This window comes from Marinobacter similis, from assembly GCF_000830985.1.
GTDB classification, from domain to species: Bacteria; Pseudomonadota; Gammaproteobacteria; order Pseudomonadales; family Oleiphilaceae; genus Marinobacter; species Marinobacter similis.
The window spans coordinates 1,742,919-1,760,059 of record NZ_CP007151.1 but is presented as its reverse complement, the minus strand read 5'-3'; the positions used below and the strand labels follow the sequence as shown (position 1 = coordinate 1,760,059).

19 protein-coding genes and 3 pseudogenes are annotated in these 17,141 nt (G+C 58.4%); 13 read left to right on the top strand and 9 right to left on the bottom strand.

All coding sequences use genetic code 11. The features are described 5' to 3' along the window. Window positions 1–28: 28 nt before the first annotated feature. From AU14_RS08095 to AU14_RS08075, 5 genes are all read right to left on the bottom strand, one after another. Window positions 29–550, bottom strand: coding sequence for a DUF4202 domain-containing protein (locus AU14_RS08095; RefSeq protein ID WP_236744561.1), 522 nt, complete (start codon window positions 548–550; stop codon window positions 29–31). A gap of 139 nt (window positions 551–689) precedes the next feature. After that, the gene (locus AU14_RS08090) at window positions 690–1,355 is read right to left on the bottom strand and encodes a glutathione S-transferase family protein (RefSeq protein ID WP_041340167.1); all 666 of its coding nucleotides are present in this window, start codon (window positions 1,353–1,355) and stop codon (window positions 690–692) included. Window positions 1,356–1,403: 48 nt separating this feature from the next. Next, complete coding sequence (locus AU14_RS08085) at window positions 1,404–2,021, bottom strand: glutathione S-transferase family protein (protein WP_041340164.1); 618 nt, start codon at window positions 2,019–2,021, stop codon at window positions 1,404–1,406. Window positions 2,022–2,127: 106 nt separating this feature from the next. Beyond that, the gene (locus tag AU14_RS08080; protein WP_041340161.1) at window positions 2,128–2,862 is read right to left on the bottom strand and encodes an alpha/beta fold hydrolase; all 735 of its coding nucleotides are present in this window, start codon (window positions 2,860–2,862) and stop codon (window positions 2,128–2,130) included. Between the two features lies 1 nt (window position 2,863). Then, on the bottom strand, window positions 2,864–3,964 hold the full coding sequence (locus AU14_RS08075; protein ID WP_041340159.1) for a M14 family zinc carboxypeptidase: 1,101 nt from the start codon (window positions 3,962–3,964) through the stop codon (window positions 2,864–2,866). 305 nt (window positions 3,965–4,269) lie between these two features. Here AU14_RS08075 and AU14_RS23775 point away from each other — a divergent pair. From AU14_RS23775 to AU14_RS21185, 5 genes and pseudogenes are all read left to right on the top strand, one after another. Continuing rightward, window positions 4,270–5,240 (top strand): annotated as a pseudogene (locus tag AU14_RS23775) (ABC transporter substrate-binding protein). 104 nt (window positions 5,241–5,344) lie between these two features. Further along, entirely contained in the window at window positions 5,345–6,379 is a 1,035-nt protein-coding gene (locus tag AU14_RS08065) for an ABC transporter permease (protein WP_041340156.1), read from the top strand. Window positions 6,380–6,389: 10 nt separating this feature from the next. Beyond that, window positions 6,390–7,445, top strand: coding sequence for a quaternary amine ABC transporter ATP-binding protein (locus tag AU14_RS08060; RefSeq protein WP_041343762.1), 1,056 nt, complete (start codon window positions 6,390–6,392; stop codon window positions 7,443–7,445). 82 nt (window positions 7,446–7,527) lie between these two features. After that, on the top strand, window positions 7,528–7,965 hold the full coding sequence (locus AU14_RS21190) for a type 2 periplasmic-binding domain-containing protein (RefSeq protein WP_236744558.1): 438 nt from the start codon (window positions 7,528–7,530) through the stop codon (window positions 7,963–7,965). Between the two features lie 167 nt (window positions 7,966–8,132). After that, window positions 8,133–8,366, top strand: a complete 234-nt coding sequence (locus tag AU14_RS21185) for a type 2 periplasmic-binding domain-containing protein (protein WP_236744557.1) — start codon at window positions 8,133–8,135, stop codon at window positions 8,364–8,366. On the opposite strand, the gene AU14_RS21180 is transcribed toward AU14_RS21185, so the two are convergent. After that, the gene (locus AU14_RS21180; protein ID WP_236744556.1) at window positions 8,342–8,800 is read right to left on the bottom strand and encodes an META domain-containing protein; all 459 of its coding nucleotides are present in this window, start codon (window positions 8,798–8,800) and stop codon (window positions 8,342–8,344) included. The two genes, AU14_RS21185 and AU14_RS21180, sit on opposite strands and share 25 nt — an antisense overlap. A 32-nt stretch (window positions 8,801–8,832) precedes the next feature. Next, the gene (locus AU14_RS21175; protein WP_236744555.1) at window positions 8,833–9,330 is read right to left on the bottom strand and encodes a hypothetical protein; all 498 of its coding nucleotides are present in this window, start codon (window positions 9,328–9,330) and stop codon (window positions 8,833–8,835) included. Window positions 9,331–9,479: 149 nt separating this feature from the next. Between AU14_RS21175 and AU14_RS08045 the strand changes: the two genes are divergently transcribed. From AU14_RS08045 to AU14_RS08035, 4 genes are all read left to right on the top strand, one after another. Continuing rightward, window positions 9,480–10,229, top strand: a complete 750-nt coding sequence (locus AU14_RS08045; RefSeq protein WP_041340153.1) for a glutathione S-transferase family protein — start codon at window positions 9,480–9,482, stop codon at window positions 10,227–10,229. 114 nt (window positions 10,230–10,343) lie between these two features. Then, complete coding sequence (locus AU14_RS22780; RefSeq protein WP_269079131.1) at window positions 10,344–10,940, top strand: sterol desaturase family protein; 597 nt, start codon at window positions 10,344–10,346, stop codon at window positions 10,938–10,940. Continuing rightward, entirely contained in the window at window positions 10,910–11,320 is a 411-nt protein-coding gene (locus AU14_RS21170) for a sterol desaturase family protein (protein ID WP_269079130.1), read from the top strand. Before AU14_RS22780 ends, AU14_RS21170 begins: the two co-directional genes overlap by 31 nt. Then, window positions 11,283–12,242 carry an alpha/beta hydrolase gene (locus tag AU14_RS08035; RefSeq protein WP_094191183.1) on the top strand — a complete coding sequence of 320 codons (960 nt, stop codon included), beginning with the start codon at window positions 11,283–11,285 and terminating at the stop codon, window positions 12,240–12,242. The genes AU14_RS21170 and AU14_RS08035 overlap by 38 nt, the downstream gene beginning before the upstream one ends. Window position 12,243: 1 nt before the next feature. On the opposite strand, the gene crp is transcribed toward AU14_RS08035, so the two are convergent. Further along, window positions 12,244–12,885: a cAMP-activated global transcriptional regulator CRP gene (crp, locus tag AU14_RS08030; RefSeq protein ID WP_007153756.1), complete on the bottom strand. Its 642-nt coding sequence runs from the start codon at window positions 12,883–12,885 to the stop codon at window positions 12,244–12,246. Between the two features lie 268 nt (window positions 12,886–13,153). Here crp and AU14_RS08025 point away from each other — a divergent pair, with 268 nt between their 5' ends. The 4 genes and pseudogenes from AU14_RS08025 (at window position 13,154) to AU14_RS08010 (ending at window position 16,267) form a co-directional block, all read left to right on the top strand. Beyond that, complete coding sequence (locus tag AU14_RS08025; protein ID WP_041340150.1) at window positions 13,154–13,576, top strand: OsmC family protein; 423 nt, start codon at window positions 13,154–13,156, stop codon at window positions 13,574–13,576. A 258-nt stretch (window positions 13,577–13,834) separates the two neighbouring features. Further along, window positions 13,835–14,628 (top strand): annotated as a pseudogene (gene speD, locus AU14_RS08020) (adenosylmethionine decarboxylase). Between the two features lie 153 nt (window positions 14,629–14,781). Further along, entirely contained in the window at window positions 14,782–15,384 is a 603-nt protein-coding gene (locus AU14_RS08015) for an FMN-dependent NADH-azoreductase (protein WP_041340148.1), read from the top strand. A 37-nt stretch (window positions 15,385–15,421) separates the two neighbouring features. Further along, window positions 15,422–16,267: a pirin family protein gene (locus AU14_RS08010; protein ID WP_041340145.1), complete on the top strand. Its 846-nt coding sequence runs from the start codon at window positions 15,422–15,424 to the stop codon at window positions 16,265–16,267. A 6-nt stretch (window positions 16,268–16,273) separates the two neighbouring features. On the opposite strand, the pseudogene AU14_RS23265 reads toward AU14_RS08010, so the two are convergent. Then, window positions 16,274–17,139, bottom strand: a pseudogene (locus AU14_RS23265) (phosphoribulokinase). Between the last annotated feature and the right edge of the window lie 2 nt (window positions 17,140–17,141).

Below are 17,141 nucleotides of genomic sequence, written 5' to 3'. Positions count from 1 at the left end.
GCCCCGTGCACGCAACTGGAAGCCTACATCACTCATCAGCTCCCGCCAGCGCCTCCTGCAACAGCTCCAGCAAATGGGCAGGCATACCCTCCGCTAATTTAAGCGCCGCCTCATGCCCCCGAGGCGACATCTTGCCCCAGGTCCGGCGAACGATTCTCAGCCACTTTTCCCGGTCGTAGTCCGCTTTCTCTTCATAGAAATCGGCAAAGTAACGCTCCAGGAACACCATACAGGCGACGTCTTCCAGCAACTGGGTATCGGCATCCTGGCGCAGCTCGCGCTTGGTCAGAATGGTTTCCACCTTCTCGCACTCGGCCGCCTGGTAGCCACAGTCCGCCATGATCTCGGCGGCCCGGCGTCCGTGCATGCGGCCACAGGCCTGGCGCCATTGGTAGTAGGCTTTGCGGCCTTCCGGGTAATCCGAGCGCGGAATGGTCCAACGTTCGATGTGCTGGGCCCGGCAGGCAATCTGCATCCGCTCGGAGGGCTCCGATTCCAGCGCAAACAGCCAGCGGGTCATGTGCTGGCTGTAGGCGTACTCCCGCGGCAACGACTCGCCATCGACGGTTTCCCGGTTCGGGTCGCGCGGTTGGCGCCATCAATCTTGTCCAATGCACAGGTCAGTTGTGCCGAGGCGATCATGCCGGTCTCCTGTCGGTTGTCATCAAGGCTGTGATTTTACCCGATGCTCAGCGAGTTACCATGGTCTGGGCACTCTTGACCAGGTCGTCCGAACTTCCCGGGCGCTCCGGTTTGTGAATACCGGCCACACAACCGGGGCGCTCATAGAGCTCGTTGACCCAGCGTATCAGATGCTCCAGACCCTCCACCGAGGCGCCGGACCAGTTATGGGTACGCACCCAGGCCCAATTGGCGAAATCGGCAATAGTGATCTCGTCGCCGGCCAGGTAGCGGGATTGTTCCAGGCGGGTGTTCAGCACTTCAAACAAACGCCGGCACTCGTGCTGGTAGCGATCAATGGCCGGCTGGATCTTCTCCGGGAAATAGCGATAAAACACATTGGCCTGGCCCATCATCGGCCCCACTCCGCCCATCTGGAACATCAGCCATTGGAGCGCCCGCGAACGCACTTTGGGATCGTCGGGGTAGAACTGGCCATACTTTTCAGCCAGGTAAATCATGATCGCCCCGGACTCGAACACCACGAAATCGTCGTTGTCGCGATCCACAATGACCGGGATACGGCCATTGGGATTCATCGCCAGAAATTCCGGGGTCTTCTGTGCACCCTTGGACAGGTCGACCGGGATCAGGTTGTACTCAACCCCCATCTCTTCCAGCAATACGGACACTTTATGGCCATTGGGGGTCGGCGACGTATAGAGATCAATCAAAGCATTCTCCTGATTCAGATGATCGGCGGCTTGGCATCACAAGTAGCATTAAACCTGTGCCGATGGCCGCGCCTTGATGCGCTCGAACCAGGCCTGCAGATTGGTTTGCTCAGGCTTGATGCGGATATTGATCACCCGGGCAAAGGCAATGGTGGTGAAGGCATTGATATCGGCCGCAGTGAAGCGATCGAGACAGATGTATTCTTTACCCTCTAGCTGCTTGTTCAGGAAGTGCAGAAACTTCTCGACCTGCTGGCCGCACTCCTCGCCCCACTCCTTGATCGGATTCATGCGATCCTTGAAGTAGCCGCTGGTGTGCTGAAAACACATGCCCGTGGGCATGAAGAAAAACAGCTCGATCCACCGCATCCACTGTTCCAACTGTGCTTTCTCGAGCGGAGTATCACCCAGTAGACTTGGGGTGTCCGGGTAGCTTTCCTCGAAGTAGCGGCAGATGGCCATGGTTTCGGCAATGCAGGTGCCATCGTCCAGTTCCATCACCGGAACTTTTTTCATCGGATTCTTTGCGACGTATTCCGGTGTCAGGTTCTCGCCTTTCATCAGATCAATCTCGACAAACTCGGCCTTCTCGAGCAAGCCCTTTTCGGCCATAAACATGCGCACGCGGCGAGGATTCGGGGCGGTTTTGGTCTCAAAGATTTTCATTGTTGTTGGCTCCGTTCCAGACGGTTTAGAGTGGTTGAGGGTGACTGCCACCGGCAGACAAACGCTGAGCCTGCCCCGAACAGAGAGTTGCGTCAAGCAACCACTACTAGCGAGACAGCCAAGCCAACAATTGTCGGACAATCCAGTCCGGATCGTCGATAACCAGATCGTGGCCGGCATCCGGGTGCAGCTTCAGTGTCCACAGCCAGCGCTCTTCCAGGACCGCACTGCACTTCCAATGCACCATTCGATCGCCCCGGCTGGCCAGTAGCAGCGCTTCAGGCATGGGTCTTTTGGGCGTTGGTTTAAAGCGGGCTGCGGCGGCTATCTGTCGGCCCGCGTTGCGGACACTGACCGGGCGCTGGCGCTGGATACGATACCACTGCTTGATCAATTCCAGGGGCGGAACACGATTGGAGGTCAATCGGAGCAGGTCTCGCTCCCGGTCAAACAGCTCGCGTCGAGCCAGCAGTCGGACCAGCTGTGGCCAGACGCCTGGACGCATACGTTGCCAGAATGGACTGAAGCCGGAACTGGTGTTGATCAGCACCAGATGCTGAATTTCACCCTCCGGCGCGTGCTGGGCCCAGTCCAGAGCCACCATGCCGCCCATAGACAGCGCCAGGATACTGAAGGGCTTGGGGATGTGAGCGACCTGCCGCCGAACCGCCTCACGAATACCGACGATAGTGTCCGGACTGTCGTCGCGACAATGCACACCGGTGCCCGGTAAATCGACCGGGTGAAAACGGTGTTCCGGAAATACCAACTGCAGGCGCTGTGGAAAGTCACCCCAATGGGCCTGCTCACGGGTTAACCCCCGCAACAGAATCCAGTCCATACTATTGAGCGTCCCGATACCAGTGCATAATCGCAGCTTCTCTCAGCATGGACTCCTGCTCCCTGGCCGGCAACCAGTTTTCATGGGCGGCCGCGGCACTGAGCAGGAAGTCCAACCAGGCCAGGTGACTTCGCAAAACACGTTTGTGACGGTGCGGAGCCTGTGGATTGAACAGCCCATCGAGCCGTAACAATTGCCGTGGCCTTTTACGCACCCAGCGCCAGGATCCCATTTCCAGCGTGAGCGGCAGGAACACCCCGTCGCTGGTGCGATTCACCTGCTTGTAGAAGTAATCCCAAAGATCGCCATGGGTCAGGTAATGGCGCGACTGGGGCTCGAACTGGTAATCATGGTTCGGATACGCCTGCTCCCAGATCAGCTTTAGCGCCATCACCGAGGCGATACGCCGCATTGGGCGACGGCGGTAGGCATAGGGAAACCAGATCTGGTCCTTCCAGCCAAAGCCGGAGTGACAATCCAGGGCCACACTAAACGGCCGTCCCGGAACCACATCGTTAATCACCGACTCAAGCGCCAGGTTTTCTGCTTCCATACCCTGCTCAGGGGCTCCGATGTACCAGGGTAACCGGCCCGATAATCGCTGACCGCCCAGCATGAAGGCACTGCGCTCCTGGGCGACAATTGGCGCATTACGCATCAGATCCACACCACCCGGATTGCTGCGCTGATTCAGGAACATGCCACCGGGATTGAGAATTGGCAGGATGGTCACCCGTACGGTTTGCAGCAACTTTCGCAGGCTGTCATCCCAGCGCAGCCGCGCCAGCACGGATTCCAGCCAGGCCATGACCACCTGAGTACCAATGCGCTCCAGGCCGTGCACCCCGCCAACCAACACCATCGATGACGCATCTGGTCGCTCAGAGCCGAGATCCACCCGATAGATGGGCAACGACATGTCAGCAACCGGTATGCGATCCAGAATCCGGGTCGTCACCGACCTCGGAGCCTCCGCCAACAGACGCTCCAACTGCACCATTTCCGGCAGGAACGAACGCAGCAAACGACGCTGTCGACCGTCCCGGGTGGCTTGTTCCTCCGCGATGGCGGTGTGCGGTGTCAGTACCCGTAATTCTGTCATGATTCACCTCCCCTAAACGGACGGAGTCTAATCGGCGAATGCTACAAAGCGCTGACAGATCGGGCATTTTAATCGACCAATGCGTACTGAAAGCAGACACATATTTAGTGTCAAACTTGTATCTCTGCTCAAGATCCTTATCCTGAACGGTATGTAATGTCAGAAACCTACTTATTTTGTCTGCCAAAACCAAGATTGAAATTATCGTTCCCGCTCCGATCTGTTACGGCCCCCCAACCGTAATTCGTGAACTATCATTAATGTACAAGCAACTAATTAGCCAACCCTGATAAGGAGAAGTGACTATGCGCAAGATTATGTCTGCTGCGCTGTTGTGTGCAGCTGCCGCCCCAGGATTTGCCCAGGCCAATGAATGCGGCCAGGTGTCCATCACCGAAATGAACTGGGCCTCTGCCTCCGTGGTCACCAACGTCGCCAAGTTCGTGATGGAACAGGGCTACGGTTGCGAAGTGGCCGTGGTGCCTTCCGACACTGTACCCGCAATCACCTCGGTTGCTGAAAACGGCGAGCCGGACATTGTGACCGAGCTGTGGGTGAACTCCACTGGCGAAGTCTTCGAACGTCTGGAGAAGGAAGGCAAGATCGTCCGGCTTGGTGAAGTGCTGTCACCCGGCGGCGTTGAAGGTTGGTGGCTGCAACCTACGTGGTCGACAAACATCCGGAGCTGAAAACCATCGAAGGCATTATGGCCAACCCCGAGCTGGTCGAAGCCCGCTTCAACAACTGCCCGGATGGCTGGGGCTGCCGGATCATCAACGACAACCTCATCCGCGCCCTGAACCTCGAAGCCTCCGGCATTGAAGTCTTCAATCACGGCTCTGGTGAGACCCTGGCCTCGTCCATGGCGTCGGCCGTACAGAACGAAGAGCCCTGGTTTGGCTACTACTGGGCCCCGACCGTACCGCTGGGTAAATTCGACATGACCCGGATTGACCTGGGCGAGTACGACGCCGAAGCCCACGACGCCAACGGCAAAAAAGACAACGACAACCCGCAGGTTTCCGACTTCCCAGCCGCATCGGTGCTAACCGCAGTGACCACCAGCTTCCAGGAGCGCGAACCGGAAGTTGCCGAGATGCTGAGCAAGCTGACGTTCAAGACCGAAACGATGAGCCAGGTGCTGGCGTGGAAGAGCGACAACAACGCCTCTGCCGAAGAAGCGGCGGTGTACTTCCTGAGCACCAACACCGACACCTGGAAAGACTGGCTGAACGACTCGGCTCGTGAGCGCCTCGCCGCGATCCTGGGCGAGTAATACTTTCCGTTTGAGGCAGGGCCCGCGCCGGCCCTGCCTATCTTCCACTCACCAACCCGATGTCCGTTGACCTGGCGGAGATACGCGCAGGAACCTGACGAATCATGGCTACTTACGACGCTTTATTTTCCTCACTCGGTCTGGAAGACTGGTGCTCACAGGGCAAGAGTGACGCCCCGATGTCCATGGCACAGCTGCTGTCTAAAGCCAAAGGCGGCGAACCCACCGAAACCTCTTTGTGGGATCTTCCCTTCCCGTCCATGGACGCCCTGAACAAAGCCTGCCCGGCGTTTCCGCAATCCCGGGATCTGACCAAGGGCCTGGAAGAAGGCTTCCTGGCCGTCAAGGACAGCATGAGCCTGGTCCTTGATCCCATCACCCAACCGCTGAGCTGGGCCCTCGATGGCACCCTGTATGCCATGCTCAGCGCACCCTGGTGGATCGTTATCCCGTTGTTGCTGGCGGTGGTGTTCGTGGTGAGCAAATCCTGGAAACTGGTGGGCTTTGTCGCCGCCAGCTTCGTTACCCTGGCGTTTATCGATTACTACACCTACGCCATGCAGACTCTGGCAATCATCTTTGTCTGCGCCTTCCTCTGCGTCCTGTTAGGGGTACCCATTGGCATTGCCATGTCCCGAAGCGACATGATGCAACGCATGACCATCCCGGTGCTGGACATGCTGCAAACGCTGCCGCCATTCGTGTACCTGATCCCGCTGATCTTCCTGTTCAGCGTGACCGAGTCCAAGCTTTACGGCATTGCCATCATCCTGTACGCCATTGTTCCGGTCATCCGGCTGACCAACCTCGGCATCCGGCTGGTGGACAAAGACGTGATTGAGGCTGCCGATGCCTTCGGCATGACGCCTCGACAGAAGCTATTCAAGGTCCAGATCCCGCTCGCGCTTCCCAATATCATGGCTGGTGTTAACCAGACCATCATGATGAGCCTGGCCATGGTCGTGATCGCCTCCCTGGTGTCTGCACCGGGTCTGGGCGTACTGGTTCTGCGCGGCATCCGAAACCTGGAACTGGGCGTGGGCCTGGTATCTGGCCTCGGCATCGTGATTCTGGCCGTGATCCTCGACCGGGTCACCAAAGCTTCTCTGGCACGCATCAATGCCTCCCAAAAGCACTGAGGACAGAGACGTGGATAAAGACATCAAGATTTCCATCAAGAACCTGTACAAGATCTTCGGCCCGACACCGGATGTCGGGCTGGAATACGTACGCCGCGGCATGAACAAGTCCGATCTGCTTGAAAAGCAGAACCATGTGCTGGGCCTGCGCGACATCAACGTTGATATGCGCGATGGCGAAATCACCGTGATCATGGGGCTGTCCGGCTCCGGCAAATCAACGCTGATCCGGCACCTCAACCGCCTGATTGAACCGACCGCCGGTGAGATCCGTTTTGGCGACGAAGACGTCATGCAGTACGACGAAACCCAGCTGCGCAAACTTCGGCGCGAGCGCATGTCGATGGTGTTCCAGAAGTTCGCCCTGCTGCCGCATCGGACGGTGCTGGAAAACGCGGGCATGGCAATGGATGTGCGCGGCAAGAAAACCGAGGACTACGAAGCGGAAGCCCGCAAGTGGCTGGCCCGGGTTGGCCTGGAAGGCAACGAAAACCAGTACCCGCATCAATTATCCGGCGGCATGCAGCAGCGCGTGGGTATTGCCCGTGCGCTGGTTTCCAACGCCCCAGTCATGCTGATGGACGAGGCCTTCTCGGCGCTGGATCCGCTGATTCGCTCCGACATGCAGGACCTGCTGCTGGAACTTCAGGAAGAACTGAAGAAGACCATTGTCTTCATCACCCACGACCTGGACGAAGCGCTGAAACTGGCCGACCACCTGGTGATCCTGAAAGACGGTGAAGTGATCCAGCAAGGCGATCCCCAGGATATCCTGCTGAACCCGAACGATCCTTACATCATCGACTTCATCAGTGACATCAACCGCGCCCGAGTGCTCCGGGTTCGGTCGATCATGACCCAGCCAGATCGGGATGACATTGAGTACGCGGGTGACATCACCGAAAAGGACAACCTGGAAACAGTACTGTCCCGCTCCAAGGGTGACACCTCTTTGACCTTCCGGGTGGTGCGGGACGGCGAGCAGGTTGGCGCGCTGACCATGAAGGACCTGACTCGGGCACTTGTGCCAACCGAGGCCTCCAGCGAGAGGGACAACCGGGCCTAGTTGGCCCGGTCGGGTTACAAAAATCTGGGGCGGGCGTATGATGAAGGTCTAGCCGCTTTTGCGGCGATCCGGCCAGTTCATCATGCTGAACGCCTTGTTGTTGATTGCTCTTGCCTTTCTGGCGGCCTGCTCGCCGCCAGAAGACTCTTCCCCTATAGTCACTCAAACCCCCGTTGTCGAAGTCTCCGTCACCACCGAAATCCGCCAGCCTGAAGCCCAACGAACTATCACCATCGCCGCCGATCCCTGGTGTCCCCACAACTGTACGGCAGGCTCAGAGCGGGAGGGCTACATGATCGAGATCGCCAGGGAGGCCTTCGCCCTGGCTCAACTGGACGTCGAGTACACCAACGTAAGCTGGGCGCGGGCATTGGAACTGGCCGATGAGGGCTATATCGATGCGGTAGTCGGTGCCTTCACCCGGGACGCAAGGGGATTCGTCTATCCCGAGGAGGCCATCGGCTACGCGCGCACCGCTCTGTTTACCCACGTAGAAAGCGACTGGAGCTATCAGGCATAGAATCGCTAAGTGAGCAGACTCTGGTAACCATCAACGGCTACTCCTACTCATCAGAGCTTGATGCCTACATTGAGGAGCACAGGGATAACCCGGAACGAGTCTGGATTTTATCGGGCCTATCGCCACTAGACCGGGCCATAGAACTGCTGGAGCACCATCGCTCCGACGTGCTCCCTGAAGACCTGGACGTGATGCAGTGGACCCTCGGGCAACTGGGCAAACAGGACAATTTGCGTATGGTGGTCAAGCTGGAACGCTTGCCCGTCTACATTGCCTTTTCACAGGTCCATCCCCAATCTGAGGAGTTCGCCAGCCTGTTAACCGAGGGCGTTCGCAAGCTCAAGCAAAGCGGGCGTCTTGATGAAATTCTGGCGAGTTATAACGTGTCGTGGTCCGACTGAAACGCCGACAGTAACCCGGCCTCTGAGGTTAACAGCAGAAGCTCGCCATGGGGCCCAATCCGAATCCTGGATGCACGCTCCAATGCCTCAATGAAACGGGCTTCCTGGGCCATGAGTGCGGGTGCACAGGCCATTCGTGTCATCGTAAGCTCACTGACAGTGATACCGCCTTCATCGGTCAACTGGTAGCGGCCAGTGTAGCGATTGCACGAAGCCTGGCCGGCAATCCGGTTGTCGTCCATAAACCTCAAGGTTAGCCGTGACCGATCGATAATCCCTTCGGCAGCCAGATCCTCCACCACCCATTCGGCACCCCGAATCAGGCGCAGCGGATTACCACCGCAGCCCTGAAAACTCTGACCATTGATGGTGAGTCGAACCTGATTCGGGTACTGGGCTCCGGTTACCGGATCCTGGCAGAGTTGGTTCGCCACCGTCAGTGTCGCCCGGGTACCGCTGGCTTCGGCTACGACTCCCGCCCGTGCCTGTTGGCGGTAACCAATTCACTCGGCAGCCTGAGCGACTGTTGATCCTCGTAAGGCGGGCTCAGGACCAGCTCTGCACTCGACACGTGGGCCTGCCAAACCGGGTCGCTGCCCTGGGCGGTGAAGGGCCGCTCCAGCGCACCCGGTGGCAGGCATTCCGGGAAGGTTTCGCCGCGAATGGTCAGTTCGGCCTGCTCGCCCTGGCGCTGGAATCGGGTCGTGGTATCGCCCGGGGCCACGAAGATCTCCCTTGAAGCGCTGCTGTCAGGTTTCAGGAGTAGTCGTTTGTCGCGGTAATCAATGCCAAGAAGCCGACGATCGGGATCGTCGGTGACACGAATGTGCAGCTGGCCGCAGGCATACTGGCTGACGACGGCCGGTTCTTTGGATTCGGTGTCCGAAGGCGATGAGGTGCAGGCTGACACCAACAGACCGGCGGTGGCGACGACAGGCACTAGCCGTGCATGGCGTGAATACATGGTCAACGTCCTTTGTTTCTGTGATCCTGGCGCGACAGTGTAAGGCGCTGGGATAGCCATGACCACCGTCTGCCGCACACTCCCACGCGCCGGCTTCTTCTGACGGCGATTCGGGACTATGCTAGGCACCTACAACAAGGAGATTTTTAATGGCTCTCAAGCTCTATCAGTTCGCCATTTCCCACTACTGCGAGAAAATCCGGTGGGCCCTGGACTACAAAGGCCTCAATTATGAGACCGTGACTCTACTACCAGGACAACACATCAAGACCGTTCAGCAACTCACCGGGGGCAAATGCACCTCGGTTCCGGTGCTGGATCACGACGGTCAGTGCGTGCAGGGCTCGGCCCAGATCCTGGACTACCTCGATGAGACTTTCCCGGACCGTCCCCTCACTCCGGCCGACCCCGGGCAGCGGGAGCAGGCCCTGGCCTGGGAGCGACGCCTGGATGAGGAAGCCGGCCCGGCCGTGCGGTGCTACGCCTATCACCACTTCCTGCAGCGCCCAAAGGTGGTGGTGCCGATGCTGGCCGCCGGTACCCCGTTCTACAACCGCATCCTGCTCAGCCTGGTGTTCAGCCGGGTCGACGAGACCATGCGCAAGTGGATGAAGATCAACGAAAAAACCTCAGAACAATCGCGTCAGGTCATGGAAAGCCTGCTGACCGATCTGGCCGCGGCGTATGGTGCTAAGCCGTATCTGGTGGGAGACAGCTTTAGCCGGGCCGACCTGACCGCGGCAGCCATATTTGCGCCCATGTTCCAGCCCGCCGAGTACCCGGTGCCCTGGCCCAAGCCGGGCAAGATCCCAAAGGACATCAAGGCCTGGCTTGACCAGTGGCAGGACCAGATCCAGCCGCTCTCGGAGCTGTACGAGAACCACCGCAAGGCGAACTGAAAGCGCCCCTGCGATGTCGGAAATCGCTAGCGCCGGTGTCGGAAACAGACACCGCGCTGGACCCGAAGCCATGCCAGAATAGAATCAGATCAATAATTAAACTGGCAGGCTGATATGAATCTGACTGACATGCTGCTGGCGGTGCTGGAAGATAGCGGACTACGCCCCCTGTGGGACGCTGTTTCGCCCTGGCTCGCGCTGGACGAACGCCAGCTCATTTTTGTTATCGCCACCCCGGTATTTATCGCTGTGGCGCTGTGGGAATACCTTCGAATCCGTCATAACCCGGCTCTGATGGACACCCGGGAGGCGATCCGCAATTTTGCCCTCGGCGCCGGCTACCAGACCACGGAGCTGTTGTTTGCCGGCATCATTGCATTTCCGGTGTTTGCGCTTTGCTACCACTATCGTTTATTTGAGCTGGAACTCACGTGGCTAACGGCCTTTCTCACCTTCCTGGGTGTGGAATTCTGCTTTTACTGGATGCACCGGGCCAGCCATCGGATGCGCTGGTTCTGGGCTGCCCACGTGGTACACCACTCCTCCGAGCGGATGAATTTCTCCACCGCCATGCGCCAGAACGCCACCAACATCTTCAACGGCGTCTGGCTGTTTTACCTGCCACTGGCGCTGCTGGGCTTCAACCCGGTCTGGATCGGCATCGCTACGCACTGTCGCTGGTGTATCAGTTCTTCATCCACACCACACTGATTGGCCGTCTGCCGCGCTGGATTGAGTGGGTATTCAACACCCCCAGCCACCACCGGGTGCACCACGGCCGCAACCCCGGTTACATCGATCGCAACTATGGCGGCGTCCTGATCATCTGGGATCGCCTGTTCGGCTCCTTCGTGGACGAAAATGCCCAGGATCCGCCTGATTACGGCATCACCCGACCGGTGCCATCCAATAACCTGTTGGTGCTATGGACGCACGAATACGTGGACCTGTTCCGCGACATGGCACGGCCCGGCGGATTATGGTCTCGACTCAGACACCTTTGGAAACCGCCGGAATGGGAACGCCCGGCATCGGACGCTTCAGGGACAACCCATGCACGAACACCCGTTCACACTGACCAGCCAGGATGAGCACAGCATCCGCGGCACCGTATTCCAGCCAGCAACGCCAAATTCCGTTCTGGTCATTGCCCATGGCATGGCTGAGCATGCAGGGCGTTACTCCGAGTTCGCCCGGTGGCTGAACGCGAGAAGTATCGCCGTCGTCACCTACGATCATCGCGGACACGGCGCGGCCACGCCAGAACAGGACCGCGGGCACTATAGCGACAGCCACGGCTGGGCCAAGGTCACCGACGACCTGCACCGGGTACTTTGCCACAGCCGGGCTCTGTTTCCGGGGCTGCCGGTGTTATTGCTGGGCCACAGCATGGGCTCTTTCATTGCCCAGAGCTGTGCCCAGCAGCATCCGGAGGCGTTGGATGTGCTGGTCCTGAGCGCCACCAACCGAATTCACCGACCTCACCTGCTGGTGTCCCGGCTGATCATTGGCGGCCTGAGCCAACTCTACGGCGGCCGGCACATCAGCCCCCTCATCGCCCGAATGACCTTTGGCAAGTTCAACCGCCTGTTCCGACCTAACCGAACCGACTGCGACTGGTTGAGCCGGGATCCGGCCCAGGTGGACGCCTACGTTGCCGACCCACTGTGCGGCTTTGCCTGCAATACCGGACTTTGGCACGATTTTATTCGGGGCATGCTGACCATCAACCCCACCCGGTGGCGCAAGGACCTGCCAGTGCACCTGTTTGCCGGCACTGACGATCCAGTGGGCGAAATGGGCAAAGGCATTACCCGTCATTTTCAGGCCATCCGCGACGCAGGTGTTGAACGGGTCAGCCTGAGACTGTTCGAGGGCGGTCGCCACGAGATGTTAAATGAGACCAATGCCGAGGAGGTTCGTGAGTTCATCCTCTCCCTGTGTCCGCCAGCGGACAAAAAAAAGGCCGCTGAGATCAGCGGCCTTTTTCTGGCGGAGGAACGGATCAGCTAGCTCAGCGCGTTCCGTAGACCACCATGGTCTTGCCCTTCACCCGAACCAGACCCTGATCCTCCAGGGTTTTCAGAACCCGGCCCACCATCTCGCGGGAGCAGCCGACAATACGGCCGATTTCCTGCCGGGTGATTTTGATCTGCATGCCATCGGGATGCGTCATAGCATCCGGTTCCTTGCACAGATCCAGCAGAGTGCGGGCAACCCGTCCGGTGACGTCCAGGAATGCCAGGTCGCCGACCTTGCGGGTGGTCTGACGCAGACGTGAAGCCATCTGTTCGCCAATAAAATACAGCACGCGGGGGTCCTGCTGGGCGATTTCCCGGAATTTGGTGTAGGAAATCTCCGCCACTTCGCATTCGGTTTTGGCTTTAACCCAGGCACTACGGGAATCCATGTTGTCGAACAGGCCCATCTCACCGAAAAAGTCTCCGGCGTTCAGGTAGGCCATGATCATTTCCCGGCCGTCGTCATCTTCGATGATGACAGTGACGGAACCTTTGACGATATAAAACAGCGAATCACTCTTGTCGCCGGCATAAATGATGGTGCTCTTGGCCGGGTAACGGCGTCGATGGCACTGCGAAAGGAAATAATCGAGATGTTTGGTTTTCTGTTCAACCGGCTTGACGATAGTGGCCATAGTGCGAGTCGTGCCTCCTAAATACTGGCGGGTCCCTATGATTGTTATGCACCCAGCTTTCCCTGCGGGTTCGTTCTTTTTTATTCAAAAACACCGCAACTTATAGCAAGAAGGCCTTATTTGGGCAACCGGAACAGTTCCACAAAGTGAACCAGGTAACGGCCCGTTCAGCTGCCGCGAGAAAGTGACTGTGCTAGCATCCAGCCAACCATTTTTAACAGCGCGCCGACGATTTCGGCCCTGATCAGACAGAAACGGAGAATCCCCCATGAAAGCAACCGTTGACTGGACCGGAAACGCCAGCTTCAAGGTCACCAGTGGCAGTGGCCACAGCGTGCAACTCGACGGCCCGCCCGATCACGGTGGCGAAAACCTGGGCCCGCGCCCCATGGAGATGCTGCTGATGGGACTGGGCGGCTGCTCCTCGTTCGATGTCATGAGCATCCTCAAGAAAAGTCGGCAAGAGGTCACCGCCTGTCATGCCGAACTTGAAGCCGAGCGCGCTGACGCCGTGCCCGCAGTGTTCACCAAAATCCATCTACACTTCGTTGTGACCGGGCACAACCTGAAAGAAAACCAGGTCAAACGGGCAGTTAGCCTGTCGGCTGAAAAGTACTGTTCGGCGTCCATCATGCTTGAGCAGGCCGGCGTTGAAATCAGCCACAGCCACGAAATCCGTGACGCCGATTAAAGCCAACACTAGGACCGCTGTACCGGCGGCGTATCAGCGCCGGAACTCTCCGGCTGGAGCCCCCGCCACAGCGGCAATCACGGATGTGGAAATGCAGTGCCTGTACTATTCAACGTCACCCTCGGTGTGCATAATACGCACCCTCTCCGCCGGTCTGCGCAAAAGGTGAACAACCGGGTCAGTTATCGGTGGCGGCCTTGGCAGAGCGTGTAACACACGTCTGCAGTCATTCATCTCCACGATACGGAGGGGCTGAGCATGGAATCCAAACTCCAGCTGCACGGTTTCAACAACCTGACCAAATCCCTGACTTTAACATTTACGATATCTGTTATGCGCAGACCGAAGAACAGCGTGAGGCGTACATCGATTACATCGACGAGATGTACAACGCCGAGCGTCTGACCCAGATTCTGACCGATGTCGTCAAGATCATCGGCGCCAACGTGCTCAACATCGCCCGTCAGGATTACGAGCCCCACGGCGCCTCGGTCACTATGCTGATCGCCGAGCACGAACTGACCAACGGTGAGGAGCCGGATAACGAGGAGTCGCCGGGACCTCTGCCCGACACCATCGTTGCTCACTTGGACAAGAGCCACGTGACGGTGCACACCTATCCGGAAAGTCACCCCCACGACGGCGTCAGCACCTTCCGGGCCGACATCGACGTGTCCACCTGTGGCCTGATTTCACCGCTGAAGGTATTGAACTACCTGATCCACAGCTTTGATTCGGACGTGGTGACCGTGGACTACCGGGTGCGCGGTTTTACCCGTGACGTGGATGGCACCAAGCATTACATCGATCACGACATCAACTCGATCCAGAACTATCTGACCGAGGACACCCAGGCCGCCTACCAGATGATCGACGTCAACGTGTACCAGGAAAACCTGTTCCACACCAAGATGATGTTGAAGAACTTCGACCTGGATAACTACGTGTTTGGCGTTAATGCCAGCGACCTCGGCCCCGGGGAAGCCCAGTCCATCGAAGACCGCCTGCGTCGGGAAATGCTGGAAATCTTCTATTCCCGCAACGTCGAATAACGCCTGTCAGTGCCCGCTAGAGCCCGTCCACATGCGGGCTCTAGCGTTTAATCAAAAATTCTGAATAAACCTTCCAAGATTCTCCGATTTCATCTTTGCCGGCGACGCAGTTCAATACCTCTATATTGTCGAATTATCCCGGAGGCATTGAACATGAAAAACATTCTCGTCATCACCGCAAGCATCTTTGGCCAGGACGGCCAATCGTCCCAGTTGGTCAAGCGTACGCTCGAGCAGTTACGGGCCAGCCATGGCGACCTGGACATCCTGCAACGTGACCTGTCGGCAGAGCCGGTGCCGCACCTGGACGCCGACCGCTTTGGCGCCTTCCTGACCAACGCAGACGACCGCAATAGCCAACAGCAGCGCGTGGTGGATTATTCAGATTCACTGATCGAAGAGGTGAAACAGGCCGACATCATCGTCATCGGCGTGCCGATGTACAACTTCGGCATTCCGTCCGTGCTCAAGGCCTACTTTGACCACATCGCACGGGCCGGCATCAGCTTCCGCTATACTGAAAACGGCCCGGTGGGCCTGCTGGAAGATCGCCCGGTCTATATTCTGGCGGCACGCGGCGGCATCTACGCCGGCACCCCGAACGATTCACAGACCCCGTTCCTGCGCTCCTTCCTGGGCTTTTTGGGCCTGAAGGACCTGCACTTTGTTTACGCAGAAGGCCTGAACATGGGGGACGACCGCAAAGCCGATGCACTGCAACAAGCCCGGCGCAATATCGAAACTCTGACCGCCTGATAACAACGTTCCAATGCCCTTTTGGAAGGAGGCAAAAATGACAGATCGACCTCTCAAGCAGGTGATCGCGGGTGCCGAAACATCCGACGGTGCAGGTGTTCGTATCAAGCGCTCGCTGGGACAGACCCAGGCGGTTCGGCTGGATCCGTTTCTGATGCTGGATGAATTTGGCTCGGCCGATGCGGCCGATTACATCGCTGGCTTTCCGTCTCATCCGCACCGTGGCTTCGAGACCGTGACCTATATGATTGAAGGCCACATGCTGCACCAGGACCACCTGGGCAATCGGGGCGAGTTGCGCAACGGCGGTGTGCAGTGGATGACTGCCGGGCGCGGCATCATCCATTCGGAAATGCCCCAGCAGGAAGAAGGCACCATGCGAGGGTTCCAGCTCTGGCTTAACCTGCCGGCGGCAGAAAAAATGACCGATGCCGGTTATCGCGACATCCAGCCCGAGCAGATCCCGAGCATTAATGTGGATGGCAGCCAGATCAAGCTGATTGCCGGCAACCTGGTGCTGGGCGACACCGCGCATCGCGGCGCCGAGAGCGGCCGCAGCACCCAGCCGATCTATGCTGACCTGCACCTGGAGCCGGGCGGAGAAGTCACGCTGCCGGTGCCGGAAACCCACAATGGCCTGTTATACCTGTACGAGGGAGAGGCCAGGCTTGGCGATGCCGCGCTCTGCCTGAGCGCGGCCAATATCCTGGGTGACGGCGACCAGATCCGGTTAACGGCTGGTGCTGCGGGAGCCCGGCTGCTATTGATTGCGGGCAAACCCATTGGCGAGCCGGTGGTGCAATACGGCCCCTTCGTGATGAACACCAGTGAGGAAATCGAACAGGCCCTGCGCGACTACCGGGATGGCAAACTAACCGCCTGAACGGCCTCAGGCAAAGGGCTTGCGCGCCATCAGGCGCTGGACCATGGGTCGCACCACCAGATCCATGGCCAGCGCCATTTTTGTGCCCGGAATCACCAGGGTGTCGTGACGGGACAAGCTGCTGTTGGCGATGACCTGCAGCAGATAGGGGAAATCCACCTCAGAGGGGTCCCGGAACCGGATCACCAGCATGCTTTCGTCTTCGGTCGGTACATCTCTGACCACAAACGGATTGGAGGTGTCGACCAGGGGAATACGCTGGAAGTTGATATGGGTGTGGGAGAACTGGGGCACGATGTCGTGCACGTAATCGTCCATCCGGTTGATAATGGTTTCTACCACCGCTTCCTGGCTGTAACCCCGCTTGTTGGTGTCCCGGTGGATCTTCTGGATCCATTCCAGGTTCACGATTGGCACCACCCCAATCAGCAGGTCGACGTACTGGGCGATGTTGTAGGTTTCACTGACCACACCACCGTGCAGGCCCTCGTAAAACAACAGATCGCTCTCCGCCGGCAAAGGCCCCCAAGGTGTAAAGGTACCGGGCTTGTGGCCCGCCGCCATCAGGCTCGGTCCTCGTCGTGCACGTACTGCCGGTAGCGGCCATTGCCGGTGTGGCCGTAGTCGTAGAACAGCGCTTCCAGCTTATCGATATGGTTGGCCGCCAGCGCGAAGTGGTTGCGCTCACCAAACTGACCTTTGGCCGCCAGCCTCGCCATTTGCTCCCGGTTGTAGCGGTGAAAACTGTCACCGCTGACCATCGCGGCATTCAGTTCCTCACTGGCAAACATCCGGCTAAATATCTGGCCGGTGGTGGTCGTGCCGGCGCCTGAGGAGCCGGTAACCGCAATAATCGGGTGACGCTTGGACATAC